Source organism: Desulfuromonas thiophila (assembly GCF_900101955.1).
Taxonomy (GTDB): domain Bacteria; phylum Desulfobacterota; class Desulfuromonadia; order Desulfuromonadales; family Desulfuromonadaceae; genus Pseudodesulfuromonas; species Pseudodesulfuromonas thiophila.
In genome coordinates this window covers 16,459-36,029 of sequence record NZ_FNAQ01000016.1, presented here as the reverse complement: position 1 = coordinate 36,029, position 19,571 = coordinate 16,459, and the positions used below count along the sequence as shown (strand labels likewise).

Below are 19,571 nucleotides of genomic sequence, written 5' to 3'. Positions count from 1 at the left end.
GTCCTGCCTATGTCTTTTGATTCTAACTGCAGCTTGCGACAGATCGTGTCGCGTCGCACCGGCAAACAGGGACTCAACCGTTAACGGTCGCGATTTTATAGAGATCAGTTGTTGACGGAGGAGCAGGTGTCTTTTTCTGGTGCGATACCTGAGAGTTGATGCAGCAACTGCTTAAATTCCCTGGCCTCCGCACGAAAGCGCATATTTACCTGATAGGTGAGTCCGCAGGGACGGCAGAATGGAATTCGTAGAACATTCATGGCGGCTTCGAACAGCAGCACTTTCCCTTCCGCTGAATGGTGTAACTGGTTAATGAAGATTTCTACCCCGTACCCCTGATGTGGCGGATAGTGAGGGTCTTGCAGGGAGTATCCATCCTTAAAAACCCTGGACAGAGCCTCTTGAACGAAAGCGGAAACCGTTGTGGAGCCAAGCATGCGTTTAGCCTGCAGAAAGTGAGACATCGGATTTCCTCCCGCGTTGATCATCGATAAAACAAGGATTTTTGGGTTTCGATCTGCTCATTGTCATGGTGACACGGAGGTCATCAGAAGATATCAATGTGCTCACGACCGGAAATCTCTTGTAAAACGGCAAGCAGATCTGTGGCCGTCAGCTGTCCCGGTGCGGGAATAACCTCGAAAGTTTTGACAGGGAAACCGCTCCATGATGGCAGCGCTCCGAGCTGCTTCAGGCTGAATTTCTTATGATCAACGCCATAGCGCAGGGCGTACTGGTCATGGGTGCGTCGGCAATAATGAATTTCGTGATCCACCAGAAGATACCGAACATTCAGATTCGCCAGCATTGAGTAGAAGACCGAGATGCTCTTGCGGCAGCCACCAAAACCACAGCCCTCTCGAATCTTGACGAAATGGGAGATTTCTATGCCCTGTTTCAGCAGAATCTCGCCCAAGAAATTGTAGTTTTCGAAAAAGAAGTAAAAAACGCTCCTCTCAAAGCGACCGAGCTGGTTTGAAACAATGTCCAGGTCAAGCAGCAGGATTTGCGGGCGGCGGGCGGCATGGTCGGTAAAGGTCGCGTAGTATGGCGAAACCCTGTAATCGACCGGCAGCCCAGGTCGCAGTTCCAGCTCAAAAAGCTCTTTGATCCGGATGCAGGTGTTGCCGTCTTGAAACAACGGATCAGCACGGTTACGGAAATAACGAAAATCGTAATCTGTGTGGCAGAAGATGTTGGGCTCCTGGTGGAGCCCCAGATCCGGGCTTTTGGCCGGATTCAGGTAGAGTAGGTCGCGGTAATCGCTACCGGCACTCGGATACCAGAGCAGCCGTTCCTCGGCGATGGTGGCAAAGAAATGTTCCAGCCGCTGCTGTTCAGCATCGGTCCGTCCAACCAGAAGATCCTGAAATCGCATCATACCTCCGAGGGCAGCAAATCGTTGAGTCTGATCCGAATCTGGGTTTGGGGATCCTGATCTGGCGCCCTGGCCAGCACCCGGATGGCCAATGGCATGTACTGATCTTCCTCATAGCGACCGTCAAATCCTTCGCTTGTCAGTTGCTGAACGAAGGAACTCAGGATGTTTTTGCAGGTCGTATCGTAGGCCCTGACATTTACCGCATATTCTCCGCTGTAGCGTCGTACCCGAATCCAACCCTGGCTGATGAGTTGGCGAATGATTTTTCCCCGGGCCAGACCTTCACAGCGCCAGGGCTCGTTATGTTCCTCGTAAATGGTACGAAGCCTGTCTTCTGACATACCAAACAGGTTCGGGTGATCGATGACGTACTCGATATGGCAGGACGGAACCCGGTGAATTTCTCCTCCGGGAGCAATCCAGAAGGCGATGCTGTTTTTCAGCGGCTGAGGCATGATTTGACCTTTCTGTGAAAAAAGGGACTAAATCCTGTTCTTTTTTAGTAGATATGGAATGAAATTGATCAGCTATGAGCCATAAGCGGGCATTCCCCTGAGAATGAAAAACAGGCAGGTGCCCGCACAATAAAAAAACATAACGCTATTGTCAGGTAGCGACTGGCAAGGCTGGCTATCAGGCTAAACTGGATGCTGGCCGGTGCAGAAGCAACGCTTGGCATGCAGGCAGAATAGGGGGACGTGGCGACAAGCGGTGTCGTTTGTCGCCTGGATAGAGATATGATGGCCCAAGGAGAAGCTGGCAGGAGGAGGTCACTAATCCTGGTCGAAGTCGTTCAGGGGGCCTTGCTGAAGATATGCAGGGCCAGTTGTGCCCGTGAAGCTCCCACGTAGAGCAGATCTTCACGGCGCGCATGGTCGCTGGTGTTCCAGTCGCACAGCAATACGGCTTTGGCGTGCAGGCCCTTGAAGGCTCCGATGGTACTGAAGCGACCTTTGAATTCCTGCTGCTGACGCAGGCCTTGATAACCCTGGCTGTGGTTGGCCCGGTAGAGGCTGAGAATGACCACCTCTGTTTCGTCAATGCCGGCAGCCTGTAGCTGACGCAATGCCTGCTGCATCTGTTCGGTCTGCTGCTGTGCCGAGCGGTAACGGTGTTCGCGTACAGCCAAACCAGATTCGGGTGCGCTGGCCGGTGGATCACCGGCATAGACGAAACGGGCCTTGAGCCACTGGGCGATTTCACGGCAGTTGCGTACGTTGTGCAACAGCTGGAAAGGATAGGGAATCATGCCCTCGAAACAAGCGCTCGGTCGTTCCCATGCTCGTTCGAACACATTTTGATGTGGATCAGAAAACACATAGACAGGTGCCTGTGCGTTCAACGACTCGGCCAGAGGCAGCCACCAGTGAGCGGCAAAGTCCTGCCCCTCATCGACAATAAGGCCATCAAAGGCAACAGGGCAGCGTTGTTGAGCTTCGTCGAGCAGTTCGGCTGCTGTTTCGATATAGAAATGGCTTTGTTCCGTGAATCCAGTCGGCACAGCCCAAGATAAGCCGGTCTGGCCGGCTCGCTCCTGACAGAATTCGTGAAACGTGCCGACCCAGGGTGCTGGTTCCAATGTGTTGAGACTGCTGCGCAATGCCTCGGCCAGAGCGAGGTTGAAGCAGAGCAGCAGTACCCTCTTGCCAGCACTGGCCAGTTGCCGCACCTTTTCGCAGGCCAGTAGGGATTTACCGGTGCCGGCACCACCATCAATCATGACGCGGGGGATATGTTCCAGCATCCGCAGTGCCCAGCTTTGCTGGGCACTCAGGCGAATCAGCCTGGTACAGGTCTGTTCGTGGACAGGGGCAAAACCTGGTAGCAGGCGAAAACTGGGTCTGAGAACTCGTTGTCGCAATAATTCAAGGTGGCGCGGTCGCAGGGGTAATTTATGGCGGTAGTTTCCAGTGCGTTCGAACAGCGCCCGCAACCGTTCCCGGTCAAGACGGGTCAGATCCGATTTGAGTACCAGATCGGCGCGATCAAGACCACTGCCCAAGCCAGTGCTAAGATCCGTATCGTCCAAATCAGGTAGAATGAGATGGCGGCCGATAGGCAGTTGTAATGGGTCGGCCGCGGTCGGCGAATTGATCTGCTGCTGGATCTGCTGCAGCAAGGCATTCTGAGCCCGCCCCAGCTGTGACAACGGATCATGTATCGCATGTTCCCGGCCATGGCGGTCGACAGAAAACCAGCGCCCATCACGCCGCCCGACACCACCGCCCTTCACCTCCCAGATCATCAGCCCCAAATCCGGGTGTAGCAGCACGAAATCCATCTCTCCAAAGCCCTCCCGACCACGGTAATTGAGGCTGTGGTAGACCTCAAGTCCCGCCATCTCAAGTTGTTGCAGAGCCAGATAGACGGTGGCTTCAGCACGACTGTGCCGCTGCAGTTGCGCCAGTTCTGCCGGATCAAGGACAGGAAAAATCATTGACATGGGGACTCTCCCGAAGGGGTTGCGCAAGCAGGTGCGGTCATAGCATCGAGTTGTTGTGCTACCTCGGTCAGGATGTCGAACGGAGCTGATTCACGTTCAAAGCGTCGTTGCAGGTCATAGGCCATTAGCTCCAAAGGCGCGTTGCGGTAGCCAGTTCGCAGCAACTGGTACAGATAGCGCCGTAAGAATGGCCCGGTTCCGAGGTGCTGGTATTGCGCGACATGCACCAGTTCGTGGACGTGAAGAGACAGATGGTGTGCAAAAGCCGGCCGGAGGTAATAGGTGTCGCCGTAAGTAATAGCGGCAGCGGCACCAAAAGACGCGGGAAGAAAAGTACCAGTGCCCCACGGAATCCAGCGCTCGGCTAGGGGAAAAGGCAGCGGGTCAATAACAACGAAACCCGCCTGCGTTAAAAATGCAGCAGGAAAGTAATCCTGCAGTGACGGCCAGCAGGCGCAACTGCGTCGTTGTGCGGCATGGTCGTGGTTGGTTCGGAGGACCCAGTCTTCAAGCCAGCCGGTTAGCCTCATAAAGGGTTTCCTCTAAAGGATTTCTTAACGGTTTCATAGTCTTTGCCAATAATTCCATGGATAGATGCACACGAAAAAGAACCCATAGATTAGCACAGAATAAAGCCGCTGCCGCTATATAAAAGCGTCTATAGCGGCTTGCGACATTAACTGTCGCATAAGCCGGTTAGAGTTACGCCATGAGTATTGAACGTTTTATCGGACGGGCAAACCGTCGACGAAAAAGAGCAGGAAGAGCGGGGGGAACCATGGTCGAAGCCTTCGAACAGGATGTGCTGTTGCAGTATCTCGCTCATCTCGTGCGAGATCAGCGGATCGGATCCAAGGAGATGGAGATTATCTGCAATGGAACCGGCAGCTTTATGCCCTGTATGGAAACGGTGGCGGAAGAAACGTTTTTTGAGGCGTTCAGAAAGTTCACCGACCAGCTGGACCAAAGGGTCGTTCCCAGGGCGGTGTTACAAGGCGGCAAGGCGTTACTGGCCGACCAGCTGGCACGGTGTCGCCAGCAACTTGGCCAAGCAGAACCATCGAATTTACAGAATAATCTGGACTACCTGGCCGAAGAACTCGACCTGGACGATATCGAGGGCAAATTTTTCAGTTTTGTACTGCGCTATTACACCCACGACAGCCTGCAACGTCTTTGCGATGATCTGACGCGCTGTTCTCTTAGCCCCCAGGAGGTGAGCTCAATCTGTCTGGGATGCGATAGGGCGGAACTGGCTGAGCGCCTGCGCCCCGGTGGCCGGCTACTGGCCAGCGGTGTTCTGAACCAGCGTTATCGCAACGGTTCAGATATTGATGACATCTATGAGGTTCCTGATGCCGTGCGTATTGCGGTGCAAAAATCAACCGGTGGCCCGGAAGATATCCGGCGGTTTATTCTGGGCGAGCCGCAGACCGCTTCGTTGTTGTGGGCAGACTTTGAACACCTGGGAGAAACCCACGAACGCCTCGGCCAGTTCCTGCAGGCAGTGCTGGCGCAGCGGATCGCTGGCGTCAATGTGCTGCTGTGGGGGCCGCCGGGCACCGGCAAAACCGAACTCTGTAAAACATTGGCCCACCAGCTGAATGTACGGCTTTACGCCATCGGTGAGCAGGATGATGAGGGCGGAGAACCCACCCGGCGCGAACGCATCGGTTACCTGCAATTGGCGCAGAACCTGTTGCGCTATCAGAGCAAAAGCCTGCTGCTGTTTGATGAAATGGATGATCTGTTCGAAGGGAACAGCTTGGCGCGGCTGCTTGGTGGCAAGGCCAGCATGGGCTCGAAGGTATTCACCAATCGCCTGCTGGAACAGAATCCGGTGCCGACCCTGTGGGTGCTTAATGATGTATCGATTCTAGATGCCGCCATTGTACGACGGATGAGCCTGGCTATTGAGCTGAAGGTCCCACCCGCCAGTGTGCGTCAGCGGGTATGGCAGCGGGTGCTGAATAAAAACGCCCTGAGTTTGCCGGAACAGCAGATTCGCCACCTGGCGGAACTCGATATTGCGCCGGCAGTGGTGGACAATGCCGCCCGTGTGGCTCGCGAAATCGGTGGTCGGATGGAGGACTTCCAGTTTGCCACTGACGGACTGGTGCGGGTTCTCTCCGGTCCCGGCGCCAAACCGGCAGATCGACCGCAGAGTCAGTTCCATCTGGACCTGATGTGCTGCGATATCGACCTTGCCCGGTTGCGCCAGCAGGTAGCCCAGGCCTGCAAGCGTGATTTCTCTTTATGTCTTTACGGTCCGCCGGGTACCGGTAAATCTGCCTTTGTGCGCTACCTGGCGCAAACGCTGGGGATGCCGGTGCTGCTCAAGCGAGCGTCAGATCTGCTTAATGCCTACGTCGGGCAGACCGAACAGCGGATTGCGGCGGCCTTTCGAGAAGCGCTGGACAAGGAGGCCTTTCTGGTGTTCGACGAGGCAGATTCCCTGTTGGGGGATCGCCGTTACGCCCAGCGCAGCTGGGAGGTGACCCAGGTCAATGAGATGCTCACTTGGATGGAAACACATCCGTTGCCGTTTGCCTGCACCACGAATCTGATGGATCGGATCGATCAGGCGTCTCTGCGGCGCTTCACCTTTAAGTGCCACTGTGACAGCCTTGGTCCTGATCAGCGCTCGTTGGCCTTTGAGCGTTTCTTTGGCCTGCAGCTGCCGGCAGCAGAGGTAACGGGTTTGTCCGGCCTGACACCTGGAGATTTTGCCTTGGTGCACAAAAAAGCCAGCTTATTAGACTGCGGAGAGAATGTCGCGACCCTGATCGAAATGCTGCGGCAGGAGGTGCAGAGCAAGAGTGAACAGCGTCAGCGGCCGATCGGCTTCGGTCAATCCTGAACCATTGCCTTCACCCCTAACAAGACAGACCCTGTTAGTTTGCAATGCAACCGGGCAGCCTGAGATCCCGCCGGGCGCGGCAAGGGCAGGGCAACGCGCATGATTCGCCCGTTGCCCTGGCTTTTGATCCAACAGGCCTTTTTATTATTCTGGTTGTCCGACGCGGTTTTTGCTACCGCGGTGATTCGGACGAAATCCCCTGATAGCGTTGCACCATGGCCTGGGCTTTGGCTGCAATTTCCTCCCGCAGAGATTGAGGTTGCAGTACTTCCACCTGATCGGCGAAGCCCAGCAGCCACCAGCGCAGTTGCTGACTGTCATTCACCGTGGCACGGATATACAGCCAACCGGTTGGCCCATCAGTGATGCGCTGATCGGTACTGATCGGGCTTTCCCGCAGGTGAAAGGCCACTGCAGTGGTCATCAGCATTTGCAGCTCAAGGGTTCCAGCCATCGGGGTCGTAACAAATTCGGCGCCCCCCTGGGCCAGATAGGCCTCCAGATCAAATCCTGCTGGCCGTCGGCAGCCATCCTTGAGCAGCCGGGCACTGTCGAAACGATGCAAGGCCAGCAACCGCACATCCGGATAGTCCCACAGGCTCGCCACCAGATAGATCAGCGGATCACTGAAAATAAGTCCTAAAGGATTAACGACAAACTCCCGCCGGGTGCCATCGTTGCGGCTGTGATAGCAACCGAGAAATTGGCGGTCGTGAAACAGAGCTTCGTAGACCACATCCACGACGGCAGCATCAATCACTGGCGGTTGCAGACTCTGAGTGCGCTGAACAATACGGACCTTGTCGGGCCAGTTTTTCAGACCTCCACCTTCAAGCTGCTCCAGCAACTGCTCGGCCCGCGCCAGATGGGGCTGCAGCGCCTGCAGGCAGCCTTGCGGCAGCAGCCGCCGCAGATAGGTGTCAACCATCTGAAAGGTCAGCGCGGCAGCGGTATCCATGCCAGGGATGTCGAAAGCGGCGGCGCTGGCCTGCCAAGACCAGCCGGCGGGTTTGTTGCCATCACAGACCAAGGGAAATTCCGTCGAGAGCTTGTCGAGGTCGCGCTGAATGGTGCGTCGGCTGGTAGGAAAGCCAGCACTGTCCAGAGCGGATTCTAGATCAGCCGTGCTGATTTTGCGGGGATGACGCGGTAACAACCGCAACATATGCCAGTGACGCAGCAAGGTTTCCATGGGTTCTGACCCTTCTGTGATTTAATCGCAGCTGTTTTCAGGTGGGGAACTGGCGGCAGCTTGGTTCATCTGTGCGACAACTGCTGTCCGATAGAGGGAAAGTTCGCAACTCCATCGACGGTAGCAACGGCAGCACAAAGCGCAATGCGTCATGATCTGTCGCTGCTTCCCGCTAGACTGCCTCACAAAAAAGGCAAAAGCAACGTATCCGCACCATGTCGGTCTGTTAGCAAGGTTTGGCCGCGCACTGCGATAGCGTTTGCCAGACGGTTGCAGGCAGCGGCACGGGAGGCAGTGATGGGATGTGTAAATGTTGGAAATGGAAGCAACATTAGCAAGCCAGTGGCGGGGAACTTCAGTGAGACGCTGCTCGAGATCGGTTCCAGTCCGGAGACCCTCACGCTTCTTGCCGCTCTGATGCTGCTTTGCGCCTTGGCGGCATTTTTCACCGTGGTGGCGGGCCGCTTGCTGATGACAGCGCTCTGGTTGCAAGTCGAAGGACGGCCGGTTCGCACCGATGAGCACAACTTGATCAGCAGGGAGCCCTCTGTTTTGGTGCTGGGTTGGCAGACTTTTCGTATCTGGCTGCTGTATTGTGGCCTGACCCTGACGGGATTCGTGTTCAAGGCCCTGCTGAGTCAGTAATCCTGTTATGCGGCAAGGGGAGGGTGAGAGCCCTGAAAAACAGTGCTCAGTTGGGGCAGCGCGACGAAACGCAGGTCTTGTCGTGGTCTCGTGAGAGGGGTTCTGGGTATTTAACGGATGATCATTTTTCAAAAAGGGGGTTACTCTATGATGCAGGTATTTCTCGATAACCCGGCCTGGTGCACGATTGTTACCCTTTATGTGTTTGTGTTCCCGGCCATGGCGGTTTCGGCCTATTTCAGGGTTCGCTTGCTGAAGAAACGTTTCGACGCGGCGCAGATACCGCAACTCGACGAGAGATGACACCGCCGCAGACAGCCCTTGCTGACTTATCGTCCGTTGTTGCCATGTTGCTGTTCCCTGAGGAGTCTTTATGGAAACCAATCCCCTGGTTCTCTTCGCCCATGGCAAGGAAAGTGGTCCCTGGGGCCGCAAGATTATTGCTTTGGCCGCCATTGCTCGTGATTGTGGCTGCCGGGTGGAAAGTCCAGATTTTCGCTCTTTCCCCGATGCGGCCGAGCGGTGCCGATTTCTACTGGAGCTCTGTGGCGATGTTGCGGACGAACTGATCCTGGTAGGCTCAAGCATGGGCGGTCATGTGTGCCTGAGCGCGGCCACGGCCCTGACTCCCATGGGGTTGTTTTTAATGGCACCGGCCATCGGCCTGGCAGGCTATGCGCCAGTTCCGCCACCAGCAGCTTTTTCCTGCCAGATCATTCACGCCTGGCAGGATACGGTGGTGCCGCCAGCCCCGGTTCTGGCCTACGCTCAAGAGCATCAGGTCCCGTTGCAGATGCTTAACAGCGACCATACGCTGACCAGCGCGCTGCCCCAGATTGAGGTGCTGTTCCGCTTTTTCCTGAAGGACATTTTGGCCAAGCAGGGATCGGCCACCTGCTGACCCTGCCCAGACCCTGTTCATGCTGTCCTGACCAGCTTTCAGACTCATTCTTATTTTTTTGCGTGCCGATTTCCTGCTGTTTGCGGCAAGAAAGGAAAAATATTGCATCCGACATCGCACAATTTGTCTTCTGCTCAGCTCTCACGCGCCCAGGGGTGTCTGCTGGGACAGTTGGCCGGCGACGCCCTTGGTAGTCTGGTGGAGTTCCAGACGCCGGATTCTATCGGCCGGTATTTTCCCGCAGGGGTGCGGGATATGATGGATGGCGGCACATGGAACACTTTGGCCGGCCAACCGACAGACGATTCCGAAATGGCGCTGATGCTGGCGCGAACCCTCGTCAGGATGGGGAAATACGATAAGGAAGCGGTTCTGGCGGCTTATCGCTTCTGGATTGATTCACAACCCTTCGATTGCGGTATGACGGTGTCGGCCGGTCTGCGCGGCTATCCCAATCCGGTCAGTCAGGCCAATGGCGCCCTGATGCGGATCAGTCCCCTGGGCATTTTCGGGTTGCGTTGTTCCCTTGAGGAGGTTGCCGAACTGGCCCGGCAGGATGCGGCGCTGACCCATCCACATCCGCTGTGCCAACAGGTCAACGCTCTTTATGCCACGGCGCTGGTTCTGGCGATTCGGGATGGTTTGGCCCCCGAACCGCTATATGCCCGTATTCTGGAGATGGCGCGGTTGCAACATGTTGATCCATTGCTGTTACAGGTCACCCAGGAAGCCAGAGACGCGCCGCCGAAAAGTTATACCCGGCAAGAAGGCTGGGTGCTGATTGCTTGGCAAAACGCCTTATGGCAACTGCTGAGGGCGCCAGAGCCGGAAACCGCTATCATTGATACGGTCATGAGGGGTGGTGATACTGATACCAATGCCGCTATCTGCGGCGCATTGCTTGGTGCGCTGTACGGAATAGGCAGCATTCCGCAGCGCTGGCGGAGTGCTATTCTCAACTGCCGGCCACAACAGGGCCTGCCCGAGGTAATGCAACCCCGGCCGGAGTGCTTTTGGCCTGTTGATGCCCTGAAACTGGCCCTTCAGCTGGCTGCTGGCGGGGCAGGGGACCAGTGCGGGCAGGCCGAGCCACTGTGGTCGGATCAACAGTCCTGAACTCTGGTGACGGTACAAATTGAAGGCTCAGGGCTTAATGGGGATTGTGAATCTTACGCCCTTCCCACGCACACAAAAACGCTCCGCCAGATATCCCTGGCGGGGCGCAGTCCCTTCCTGTCTTCATTTCATCTCATCGCAGAGTCGCTTTTTCGCTAGCCCAGCGCCGTGGCCAGATGCCTCCACAGACGGTGCTCCCGTTGCTCGGCCTGCTGCTGTTCGTGGCACTGTTCCACCGCGCTGTGCAGCGCCAGTTTCAGTTCCGCCAGATCCTCTTCGCTGCGCGGTTCCAGCGCGTGATAGAAGATGCCGGCACTGCGGGCCTGGCGCAAAAAGCTGACATTGTCGGTATCGGCCAGCAGGATGATCCGCACCCTGCGGTTGCACTGGCGCAGCAGGCGGATCATCTCCAGGGCGCTGCTGCGATCGAAGCGTTCACTCAGCAGCACAATGGGTTGATCGCAGTTTCTTAAGGCACTGACGGCCTCGGCCAGATTCGCCACGCTCAGTGGCCGGCCACCCGTTTGCCGCGCCAGCTGGTGCAGCTGTTCTTCCTGGGTCGCCGTGCGATTCTCGGCACGGGTGATGAGAACATCCAGGGTGCTGTTCATGGCGAACCTCCAAAAAAGAACCGGGTCAACAGAGTAGCGGGGGTAGCGGCAGAATCAAGCCAGGGCGCAGAGGATTTAGTGATGCTTCACCGCTGCCGTCTCCTTCGGGCTGGCCACCGCCTTGACGATACCGAACATCACCAGCAGCGCCGGCACCAGCTGGGCCACCACGATCAGAGCGCAGAAGCCAAGGAACAACCAGACCAACAGACCACTGTGGTCAGTGCGCCCGGCCGTCGAGGCAGCAAAGGCAGAAGAAGCCGAAGCCAGCGGCAGCACAGCGGTGAGGATCAGGGCTTTAAGGGCAGAGGATTTCATGGGGTTTCTCCGGGCGCTAAAGGCTGCCGCCGATAATCCGGCGGCAGCGGGATAAGGTCGCTTCAAGGGTTGGAGTTGTTGCTGACGGTGCCGTGCGATCAGGCCTTGCCGCTGACTTCCTTCGGGCTGGCGACGGCCTTGACGATGCCGAACATCACCAGAACCGCCGGGACCAGCTGAGCGACAACGATCAGGCCGCAGAAGCCGAGGAACAACCAGACCAAAAGACCACTGTGGTCAGCGCGCTGCGTGGCAGCGAACACCGGCGAGGCAAGCAGCAACGAGGTCAACGAGAGCAGGGTGGTTTTAAAGGTGGTTTTCATGGCGTCCTCCTGTGGTGAAACGTTTATGGGGGTTGAATCGGTCATCGGTTTGTTCGGTTGTCCTTGTGCCGGAGCTATTTCAGCGGCAGTGTTTCCTTGCTGTGGGTTACCGCTCGGGTGATGCCGACCAGCAACAGCAGCGACGGCAGGATCTGGGTGGCGATCAGCAGGGCAAAGAAGCCAAGGAATGCCCAGAGCAGAAAACCGCTGGAGGAAGCATCGGCCGCCGCGTAGACCGGCGAAGCCGCCAGCAAGGAAGTCAAGGTCAGCAGCGTGGTGGTTTTCATGATGTCCTCCTGTGGTTACGGTTGAAGGCTTGCGGTAGTGCGTTGTTCTTGCCCAGATGCTACTGCGCAAGACGTGCCAACCAGTGCCAATAAACGCAGGAATTACGAAAGAATCAGCGTAACCAGCTGAAACAAGGAAGAAAATATCACAGAAAAAAATATCCTGCGCACGCAGGGGCAGCGTTTGCAGGCTGGCGTGGCAGCAAAAGCGGTCGCAAGCGGCGCAAATGTATGCTGGGGTTATACGATGAGAGGGGAAAGCGGATCGGCAGAACCGACGGCAGCGCGAGGCTGGCGTGGTTATCATCCTGAAATAACAGGTTTAGCTGGCTGTATGCAGAGAATATCACCAACAGCGGCTGGCTGCCTGCTGCGGACAGGCAGGGCTGAAGAGGAATGGCAGAAGGGCTGAGGACAGAGGGAATGGTCGAGAAATGCTCGCAGAGCAATACGACCGGCCTCCTCAGCCAGAGAGGCACGAGAGGGGCATGAGGCTTAAAGATTAAAATAATTCCGCTAAATGATGCTTCATGCTATAAAAAAACTAAATTTTCTCTCTGATGGGCGGCTGTGATTGGCAAAATGATCTGGGCGAGATGTTACGGCGGCCGCGACAGGAGGTTTGTATGGCAACGCAGCATTACTTTGTCCGCAATCTTTACCAGCTGGTTCGTTCACCGGAGCGCATAGAGCTGCTTTGTCAGGGCTTTGCCTACGCTGGGCGGTTCAAGGCCCGCTGCTACCAGTTCCGTGTCGGCAGCCAGGGCGTCAGTGCCCAGGTGGCCCACCAGCCGGTTGAGATGAACAAGTTGATCACTTTTGTCGCTGGTCTGCCACAGGAGACACTGGCAAAGCTCACGGCCCGGATTGACTACGACCGGCCGGGGCAATTCAACCTGATCGAGAAGCCAGGCTTTTCCATCTCCCGCAGCCTGACGCCGGTTCAGTCGTTCTCAAGCTTTCCGGCCGATCCGCAGCATCCGCTGTTTTTTGAGAAAACCAGTCAGATTGATGGTAAGCCGTTTGCCCTGACCAGTTCGGTGATTGATGGGCTGATGGTGGCGCTGACGTTGCAGTTGGTGCCGGGGGAGATCAAGGATCTTGGCATTGAGGGGCTGGAGCAGGCTCTGCCGTGAGAAAGTCGTTCAAAGCGCTTCTTAGCCCGTTCCTTGGACCTGCTTTTTCCAATGCTTTGATGAATAGGTATCTCCATGTTGCTGAAAACTGCTGATGACAAATCCTCATTGATCCGTCAACTTGACACTCTCGAAATGATAAGCTAGTAAAATAATTTTCGTTCAAATATTTTTATAAAATTATGGAAAATATATTTTCGGATTTAAAAAATCAGAGGCCTATTTCAATGAATTACTCTGCTTGATGTTCAAATAAATCAACTATTTCGGAGTTCCTAAAAATGATCGAAAAACTTTTATGGATCGCCTGTGGGCTTTCTCTGATGGCTACAGTTTTTTCTTTATTAGCTATGATAAAAAGTGGACGCAAGGAAGAGCACGATAATCAGGATATCCAGGGTGAGCTGCGTGCAGGGCGAGAAGAGGCGCTAAATGCGGCTAAGACTCTGCGTGAAGAAATAACCAGTCATTTTCAGTCGGTTGCTACGACGCTCACAGGCTCGCTTACGACTATGGGGAATTTGCAGCTAGAGCGACTGGGAGCCATGACAGAACAGCTAAAGGGGTTTGAGGTATCGAATCGAGAATCACTAGAGAAGGTTCGTAACACCTTCGATGAGAAAGTGAAAGAGCTCCAAGGTGGGAATGAGAATAAAATTACAGAAATGCGCATAACACTTACCGACGGTATGAAAGATATCAGCACCAGGTTTGCCGAGTCTGCCGCGCAACTTGGTAGGGCGCAAAAAGAGCAGCTTGAAGGGATGTCAGACCAACTCCGGCAGATGAATGAGTCTAATCAGTCGTCAATTGATCGGGTACGTAGGACGCTTGATGAGCGAGTTGGGCAGTTGCAGGAAAACAACGAGAAAAAATTTACAGAAATTCGTGGGGCCATGGCAGAAGGACTCAACCGGGCAGGCGAAACCATAGCTAAATCGACTGAAGGTATGGCCGACGTGCAAAAAGAGAAACTGGAAGGGGTGACCAGGCAACTTAAAGAATTAAATTCCAGCAACCAGCAGGCAATTGATCGTATCCGTTCGACGCTGGACGAACGGGTGAAAGAGCTTCAGTATACCAACGAGAAGAAGCTTGATGAAATGCGCAAAACAGTCGATGAAAAGCTTCATGACACTCTGGAGAAACGCTTGGGTGAATCTTTCAAGCTGGTAAGTGACCGACTTGAAGCTGTACATAAAGGGTTAGGAGAAATGCAAGGCTTGGCCAATGGCGTGGGGGATCTGAAGAGAGTTCTTACCAACGTAAAAGCCCGTGGCACTTGGGCCGAGGTACAGTTAGGTGCCATACTAGATCAGATTCTCACCCCTAACCAGTATGATAAAAATGTCTGCGTGAAGCCGGAAACTGCCGAGCGCGTAGAGTTTGCTGTACGGTTGCCCGGGTCAAAGGATGACCCAAACAGCGTGGTGTACTTGCCGATAGATTCGAAATTCCCTCAGGAAGATTATGCACGCCTGCAGGATGCAGCTGATAAAGCGGATCCTGTCGCCGTGCAGACAGCCACCGATGCGCTGTTGCGTGCAGTTAAGGGTTCAGCTAAAGAAATTCACGATAAATATATTAATCCACCAGCAACAACGGACTTTGCGATTCTTTTTTTACCGACTGAAGGCCTATACGCTGAAGTGTTGCGCCAGCCTTCAATCGTGGAAGATCTTCAACATAACTACCGAATTGTGGTGGCTGGGCCGACAAATCTTGTAGCTATCCTTAGTAGCTTGCGGGTGGGCTTCCAAACTCTGGCTATTGAACAACGTGCCTCTGAAGTCTGGCGTGTGCTTGCTGCTGTAAAAACAGAATTCGGAAGATTCGGCGAAGTTCTCTCCAAAGTGAAAAAGCAACTCAATACTGCATCGAAAACCATTAACGATACGGAGGTTCGTACTCGCGCAATGGAACGCAAGCTTCGTTCGGTTGAACAATTGCCCGAATCAGATTCAGAAAAAATTTTAAATTTTGAGGGTTCGGGTGATTCCAGTTCTGATATCAGTTAAATGAAATAATTCATTAGTATGGACAAGGCTGACAGACGACCATTTCGAGCGAGGCGATCAAGTAATTGAACGAAAATCTTTTCTTTATTCTAAACGCCAATGGATTATCACACCCATCTTGCAACGCCAAGCTTGATGGATGGATGATAGCCAGATCAGCTCAAATTCCGCCAGACTGAAAGCTTTCTGAAAACGGTTTGGAAGGTGTGGCGGCAGCAGGAGATCTCCCAAAAGTAACTGGGCTGTGCCCAAGATTTTAGGTTCGCGCCTATAAACTTTCGGTAGCTTGGAAAAGCCTTTTCAGTGAAGTAGGCGCGAATGCAGTTCGAGCAATTTAATGTACTATGTCGGGGACAAGGGGAGTTGGCCTGATGAAGATCATCGACAATGTTAGTTCTTTGCTCGGCGACGATCTGAAGGCTTCGATCCGCCCCAGGGCGAAATTGAAGATCGCGGCATCTTGCTTTTCAATTTATGCCTATGAAGCTTTAAAGTCCGAGCTCGCAAAGATCGAGTCGTTGGAATTCATCTTCACAGCACCTACATTTGTCCCCAACGAAGTCACCGACAAATTCAGAAAAGAACGCCGAGAGTTTTTTATCCCCAAAACTAACCGGGAACGCAGCCTCTACGGCTCCGAATTTGAAATCCAGCTTCGTAATAAGCTCACCCAGCGTGCTATTGCTCGAGAGTGTGCCGAATGGATGCGCCGCAAAGCCAAATTCCGCTCAAACAAGACCAAATCCCCGATGCAGCAGTTCGCCTGCATTCAGGGGCCTTCGCTGGAAGCGGCATATATGCCTTTGCATGGTTTCACCGCTGTTGATCTGGGATACCAGCAGGGTGATGCCGTTTCCAACATCGTCAATCGGGTAGACGAGACGGCTTTCACATCGACATACTTTCAGCTTTTTGACCAGATATGGAGTGACCCGACAAAACTTGAAGATGTAACCACCATAATCTGTGATCATATCGAGTCGGTCTATCAGGAAAATTCACCCGAGCGCATCTATTTCCTGATGCTCTACAACATCTTCAGTGATTTCCTCGATGATATCGACGAAGACGTCCTGCCCAACGACCGCACGGGTTATCAGGATACGCTGGTCTGGAACAAGCTTTTCAACTTTCAGCGTGATGCCGCCATAGGCATTATCAATAAGCTAGAAACCTACAACGGCTGTATCCTGGCCGACAGCGTGGGCCTTGGAAAAACATTCACGGCTCTGGCCGTTGTGAAATATTACGAACTGCGCAACCGCTCGGTGCTGGTGCTTTGCCCCAAGAAACTTGCGGACAACTGGCTGAACTACAACAGCAACCTGACGACCAATATCTTCTCCAAGGATCGGTTTAATTATGATGTTTTGTGCCATACCGACCTGTCCCGCACCTCGGGAGAGTCGTTCGGCATTCCCCTGAACCGTGTTAACTGGGGCAATTATGATCTAGTCGTCATCGATGAATCGCATAATTTCCGCAACAACGATGCCGTTAAAGACCGGGAAACCCGCTATCAGAAACTGATGAATCAGGTCGTCCGCCAAGGCGTTAAAACCAAGGTTCTGATGCTGTCCGCCACCCCCGTCAACAACCGCTTCAATGATCTGCGCAACCAACTCGCGCTGGCTTACGAAGGCGACTCTGAAAATCTCAGCAAGAAGCTGCGCACGGGCAGATCAGTGGAAGAAATCTTCCGCAATGCCCAGACGGTCTTCAACCAGTGGTCAAAACTGGCACCCGAGGATCGCACGGCGCGGGCTATTCTGGATTCCCTTGATTTTGACTTCTTTGAACTGCTTGACAGCGTCACCATTGCCCGTTCGCGCAAACATATCCAGACCTTCTACGACACCAGTGACATAGGCCAGTTTCCCGAGCGCCGCAAACCGCTGTCATTCCATTCGCCACTGACCGGCCGCACGGATGTCATGAGCTTTAATGAGATCTTTGAACAGCTCTCGCTGCTCAAGCTCGCCGTTTACGCCCCGATCAGCTACATCCTGCCCAGTCGGCTCAAAAAATATGAAGACCTGTACGACACGCAGGTGGAAGGTGGCAAAGGGAAGCTGAAGCAGGCGGACCGCGAACGAAGCCTGCAGGCATTGATGACGACCAATCTGCTCAAACGTCTGGAAAGCTCGGTTGAGGCATTCCGGCTCACCCTGAAAAGCCTGCACGACAACCACGCTCGCACCCTGAGCAAAATCGATTCATTCAGGATTGCAGGCGATGCTGGCAGTGTCTCTGACTGGACCGATAGTCTGGCAAACCTCGAAGCCGAAGAGGACGATATCCCAGTTCCGGATGACGCCGAGATCGGCGGCAAGGTGAAGATAAACCTTGCGGACATGGATCTTCCTTCGTGGGAACACGACCTGAAGGCTGATCTGGAAGTCATTAACGCCTTGCTGGAGTCCATGGCAAAAGTCACACCCGAGGACGACGCCAAGCTGCAACACCTCAAGGCCCTGATTCTCAGCAAGATTGAAAACCCTATCAATGACGGCAATAGAAAAGTCCTTGTTTTCACTGCCTTTGCCGATACAGCGAATTACCTCTACAACAACCTGGCGAATACCCTACTGGCAACGCAGAGGCTGCACACCGGAAAAGTAACCGGAAAGGATACGCCGAAATCAACCCTCAGAAAAAATTATGATTTCCAGTCGCTGTTGACGCTTTTTTCTCCTCGCGCCAAGGAGAAGGCTCAGGTGTTGCCAAATGAACCGGCCGAATTGGACCTGCTGATTGGCACCGACTGTATCTCCGAGGGGCAGAACCTTCAGGACTGCGATTACCTGGTCAACTATGACATCCACTGGAATCCGGTTCGCATCATTCAGCGATTCGGTCGGATCGACCGCATCGGCTCCATCAACAAGACCATCCAACTGGTGAACTATTGGCCCGACATTTCTCTGGATGAATACATCAATCTCAAGGAACGGGTTGAAAACCGGATGGTCATTGCCGACGTGACGGCCACCGGCGACGACAACGTCCTCACGGCAAAAAGCAGCGAGATTTCGTATCGAAAGGAGCAACTCCGGCGCTTGCAGGAAGAGGTGATCGAACTGGAAGACCTGAAAACGGGTGTTTCCATCACCGATCTCGGCCTGAACGACTTCCGGATGGATCTGCTGAACTATGTCAAAACCAATGGCGACCTTGCCAACGTGCCTAATGGCATGCATGCGGTTGTCCCAGCCAGGCCCGCAATGGGATTGCACCCCGGGGTCATCTTTGCCCTGCGCAACCGCAATCATGAGGTCAACATCAATCAGCAGAACCGGCTGCATCCTTACTACCTGATCTATATCTCTGGCGACGGCCAGGTCATCGCCAACCACACCGAGGTCAAAACACTGCTCGACCTGGTGCGATCCAGCTGTAAGGGACAACCGGAACCCATTCAGGCGGTCTGCCGCCTCTTCAATCAGCAGACCGACGAAGGCCGGAACATGAAGACCTGCTCCGATCTGCTAAGTACCGCCATTCGTTCGATGATCGACGTCAAAGAGGAAAAGGATCTGGACAGCCTGTTCTCCGGCGGCAAGACCACGGCGCTGGTAAACACCATCGCCGGGCTCGATGATTTCGAGCTCGTCGCCTTTCTCGTGGCGCAGGAGGAAGGATGACAGCCGTGCTCTTCGACTATCCCAAAAACGCCGCCTTCGGACGCGTGCTGCCCAAGAACAAAATCTACGAACACGGAAGCCCCAGCGCTGCAGTCAGACAGATGTTTGTCCGGCAGGTGGAACAGATCGTCTGGCAGCACAAGCTTGCCCCGGAGACAGTCAACCTGAAGGCATCAAAGGCCGTGCCTGAAATCCAGATCTTCAGTATCACGCTCAAGGGGGACGAACTCAAACCCGAGGTGCTGCGCTGCATTGACCTGGCCATTCCCTTCCCGATCATTTTTGAGCTTCGGTTCGACGGAAAAGTACAACCCATTGCTGCCTTTAAGCGGCCAAGTGAAGCGGATGCCAGCAAGTGGGTCATCAGCGAATATTTCGATGGCGATTGGACAGCCACCGATACGCCACGCAAGCCCCTGCCGATGGTTTTCGACCTCGAGGCGCTTTACGGCCATTTGCTGATGCCCCTGATGCCGTACCCGGCACGGCCGGGCGAAGACCTGCAAACGCGGGTGGGACGGATGGAGCGTATTCGCCTCAAGCAGCGGGAGCTGGAGCGTTGCGAGGCCCGGCTCCGCAAAGAAAAGCAATTTAACCGCAAGGTCGCGATCAACGCCGAGCTTCGTGATCTGAAACAAGAACTTAAAAATCTGACCCGCCCGTTAAGCGGGACGGCAGTCGCACCCTAAAGGACGA

The 19,571-nt window shown here is 54.5% G+C and carries 19 protein-coding genes; 9 read left to right on the top strand and 10 right to left on the bottom strand.

Going from position 1 to position 19,571, the window contains the following annotated elements; translation table 11 throughout:
• Positions 1–104: 104 nt before the first annotated feature.
• From BLR80_RS10750 to BLR80_RS10730, 5 genes are all read right to left on the bottom strand, one after another.
• A complete protein-coding gene (locus tag BLR80_RS10750) occupies positions 105–464 on the bottom strand; it encodes a hypothetical protein (protein WP_092079889.1) in 360 nt (119 codons plus the stop codon).
• A gap of 83 nt (positions 465–547) precedes the next feature.
• Positions 548–1,378, bottom strand: coding sequence for a DUF7663 domain-containing protein (locus BLR80_RS10745; RefSeq protein WP_092079886.1), 831 nt, complete (start codon positions 1,376–1,378; stop codon positions 548–550).
• The gene (locus tag BLR80_RS10740; protein WP_092079883.1) at positions 1,378–1,836 is read right to left on the bottom strand and encodes a hypothetical protein; all 459 of its coding nucleotides are present in this window, start codon (positions 1,834–1,836) and stop codon (positions 1,378–1,380) included. Before BLR80_RS10740 ends, BLR80_RS10745 begins: the two co-directional genes overlap by 1 nt.
• Before the next feature lie 338 nt (positions 1,837–2,174).
• A complete protein-coding gene (locus tag BLR80_RS10735) occupies positions 2,175–3,824 on the bottom strand; it encodes an NERD domain-containing protein (RefSeq protein WP_092079880.1) in 1,650 nt (549 codons plus the stop codon).
• Positions 3,815–4,354 carry a hypothetical protein gene (locus tag BLR80_RS10730; RefSeq protein ID WP_092079878.1) on the bottom strand — a complete coding sequence of 180 codons (540 nt, stop codon included), beginning with the start codon at positions 4,352–4,354 and terminating at the stop codon, positions 3,815–3,817. Before BLR80_RS10730 ends, BLR80_RS10735 begins: the two co-directional genes overlap by 10 nt.
• A 248-nt stretch (positions 4,355–4,602) precedes the next feature.
• On the opposite strand from BLR80_RS10730, the gene BLR80_RS10725 reads away from it, so the two are divergent.
• Positions 4,603–6,684: an AAA family ATPase gene (locus BLR80_RS10725; protein WP_171906423.1), complete on the top strand. Its 2,082-nt coding sequence runs from the start codon at positions 4,603–4,605 to the stop codon at positions 6,682–6,684.
• Between the two features lie 172 nt (positions 6,685–6,856).
• Here the strand turns inward: BLR80_RS10725 and BLR80_RS10720 are convergent, their stop codons facing one another.
• Complete coding sequence (locus tag BLR80_RS10720) at positions 6,857–7,876, bottom strand: helix-turn-helix transcriptional regulator (RefSeq protein ID WP_092079872.1); 1,020 nt, start codon at positions 7,874–7,876, stop codon at positions 6,857–6,859.
• Positions 7,877–8,173: 297 nt separating this feature from the next.
• Between BLR80_RS10720 and BLR80_RS10715 the strand changes: the two genes are divergently transcribed.
• From BLR80_RS10715 to BLR80_RS10705, 4 genes are all read left to right on the top strand, one after another.
• Positions 8,174–8,521, top strand: coding sequence for a hypothetical protein (locus BLR80_RS10715; protein ID WP_092079869.1), 348 nt, complete (start codon positions 8,174–8,176; stop codon positions 8,519–8,521).
• Between the two features lie 147 nt (positions 8,522–8,668).
• Positions 8,669–8,824, top strand: coding sequence for a hypothetical protein (locus tag BLR80_RS13000; protein ID WP_171906422.1), 156 nt, complete (start codon positions 8,669–8,671; stop codon positions 8,822–8,824).
• Positions 8,825–8,894: 70 nt separating this feature from the next.
• A complete protein-coding gene (locus BLR80_RS10710; protein WP_092079866.1) occupies positions 8,895–9,422 on the top strand; it encodes an alpha/beta fold hydrolase in 528 nt (175 codons plus the stop codon).
• A 102-nt stretch (positions 9,423–9,524) separates the two neighbouring features.
• Positions 9,525–10,538 (top strand): ADP-ribosylglycohydrolase family protein, encoded by a 1,014-nt coding sequence (locus BLR80_RS10705; protein WP_216095212.1) that lies wholly within the window; start codon positions 9,525–9,527, stop codon positions 10,536–10,538.
• A 155-nt stretch (positions 10,539–10,693) separates the two neighbouring features.
• Here BLR80_RS10705 and BLR80_RS10700 read toward each other — a convergent pair whose 3' ends face one another.
• From BLR80_RS10700 to BLR80_RS10685, 4 genes are all read right to left on the bottom strand, one after another.
• Complete coding sequence (locus BLR80_RS10700) at positions 10,694–11,149, bottom strand: response regulator (protein WP_092079863.1); 456 nt, start codon at positions 11,147–11,149, stop codon at positions 10,694–10,696.
• A gap of 75 nt (positions 11,150–11,224) precedes the next feature.
• Positions 11,225–11,467, bottom strand: coding sequence for a hypothetical protein (locus tag BLR80_RS10695; RefSeq protein WP_092079860.1), 243 nt, complete (start codon positions 11,465–11,467; stop codon positions 11,225–11,227).
• A 98-nt stretch (positions 11,468–11,565) separates the two neighbouring features.
• Positions 11,566–11,790, bottom strand: coding sequence for a hypothetical protein (locus BLR80_RS10690; protein ID WP_092079857.1), 225 nt, complete (start codon positions 11,788–11,790; stop codon positions 11,566–11,568).
• Positions 11,791–11,864: 74 nt separating this feature from the next.
• Entirely contained in the window at positions 11,865–12,077 is a 213-nt protein-coding gene (locus BLR80_RS10685) for a hypothetical protein (RefSeq protein WP_092076744.1), read from the bottom strand.
• A gap of 626 nt (positions 12,078–12,703) precedes the next feature.
• Between BLR80_RS10685 and BLR80_RS10680 the strand changes: the two genes are divergently transcribed.
• The 4 genes from BLR80_RS10680 (at position 12,704) to BLR80_RS10665 (ending at position 19,564) form a co-directional block, all read left to right on the top strand.
• Entirely contained in the window at positions 12,704–13,213 is a 510-nt protein-coding gene (locus tag BLR80_RS10680; protein ID WP_092079854.1) for a hypothetical protein, read from the top strand.
• A gap of 281 nt (positions 13,214–13,494) precedes the next feature.
• The gene (locus BLR80_RS10675) at positions 13,495–15,231 is read left to right on the top strand and encodes a DNA recombination protein RmuC (protein WP_245691494.1); all 1,737 of its coding nucleotides are present in this window, start codon (positions 13,495–13,497) and stop codon (positions 15,229–15,231) included.
• A gap of 371 nt (positions 15,232–15,602) precedes the next feature.
• Positions 15,603–18,875, top strand: coding sequence for a helicase-related protein (locus BLR80_RS10670; RefSeq protein WP_092079851.1), 3,273 nt, complete (start codon positions 15,603–15,605; stop codon positions 18,873–18,875).
• Positions 18,872–19,564: a DUF4391 domain-containing protein gene (locus BLR80_RS10665; RefSeq protein ID WP_092079848.1), complete on the top strand. Its 693-nt coding sequence runs from the start codon at positions 18,872–18,874 to the stop codon at positions 19,562–19,564. The genes BLR80_RS10670 and BLR80_RS10665 overlap by 4 nt, the downstream gene beginning before the upstream one ends.
• The last annotated feature ends 7 nt before the right edge of the window (positions 19,565–19,571 follow it).

Coding starts and splice junctions, on each gene's coding strand:
- BLR80_RS10750 (WP_092079889.1), bottom strand. CDS start 464: ATGTCTCACTTTCTGCAGGCTAAACGCATGCTTGGCTCCACAACGGTT.
- BLR80_RS10745 (WP_092079886.1), bottom strand. CDS start 1,378: ATGCGATTTCAGGATCTTCTGGTTGGACGGACCGATGCTGAACAGCAG.
- BLR80_RS10740 (WP_092079883.1), bottom strand. CDS start 1,836: ATGCCTCAGCCGCTGAAAAACAGCATCGCCTTCTGGATTGCTCCCGGA.
- BLR80_RS10735 (WP_092079880.1), bottom strand. CDS start 3,824: ATGTCAATGATTTTTCCTGTCCTTGATCCGGCAGAACTGGCGCAACTG.
- BLR80_RS10730 (WP_092079878.1), bottom strand. CDS start 4,354: ATGAGGCTAACCGGCTGGCTTGAAGACTGGGTCCTCCGAACCAACCAC.
- BLR80_RS10725 (WP_171906423.1), top strand. CDS start 4,603: ATGGTCGAAGCCTTCGAACAGGATGTGCTGTTGCAGTATCTCGCTCAT.
- BLR80_RS10720 (WP_092079872.1), bottom strand. CDS start 7,876: ATGGAAACCTTGCTGCGTCACTGGCATATGTTGCGGTTGTTACCGCGT.
- BLR80_RS10715 (WP_092079869.1), top strand. CDS start 8,174: ATGGGATGTGTAAATGTTGGAAATGGAAGCAACATTAGCAAGCCAGTG.
- BLR80_RS13000 (WP_171906422.1), top strand. CDS start 8,669: ATGATGCAGGTATTTCTCGATAACCCGGCCTGGTGCACGATTGTTACC.
- BLR80_RS10710 (WP_092079866.1), top strand. CDS start 8,895: ATGGAAACCAATCCCCTGGTTCTCTTCGCCCATGGCAAGGAAAGTGGT.
- BLR80_RS10700 (WP_092079863.1), bottom strand. CDS start 11,149: ATGAACAGCACCCTGGATGTTCTCATCACCCGTGCCGAGAATCGCACG.
- BLR80_RS10695 (WP_092079860.1), bottom strand. CDS start 11,467: ATGAAATCCTCTGCCCTTAAAGCCCTGATCCTCACCGCTGTGCTGCCG.
- BLR80_RS10690 (WP_092079857.1), bottom strand. CDS start 11,790: ATGAAAACCACCTTTAAAACCACCCTGCTCTCGTTGACCTCGTTGCTG.
- BLR80_RS10685 (WP_092076744.1), bottom strand. CDS start 12,077: ATGAAAACCACCACGCTGCTGACCTTGACTTCCTTGCTGGCGGCTTCG.
- BLR80_RS10680 (WP_092079854.1), top strand. CDS start 12,704: ATGGCAACGCAGCATTACTTTGTCCGCAATCTTTACCAGCTGGTTCGT.
- BLR80_RS10675 (WP_245691494.1), top strand. CDS start 13,495: ATGATCGAAAAACTTTTATGGATCGCCTGTGGGCTTTCTCTGATGGCT.
- BLR80_RS10670 (WP_092079851.1), top strand. CDS start 15,603: ATGAAGATCATCGACAATGTTAGTTCTTTGCTCGGCGACGATCTGAAG.
- BLR80_RS10665 (WP_092079848.1), top strand. CDS start 18,872: ATGACAGCCGTGCTCTTCGACTATCCCAAAAACGCCGCCTTCGGACGC.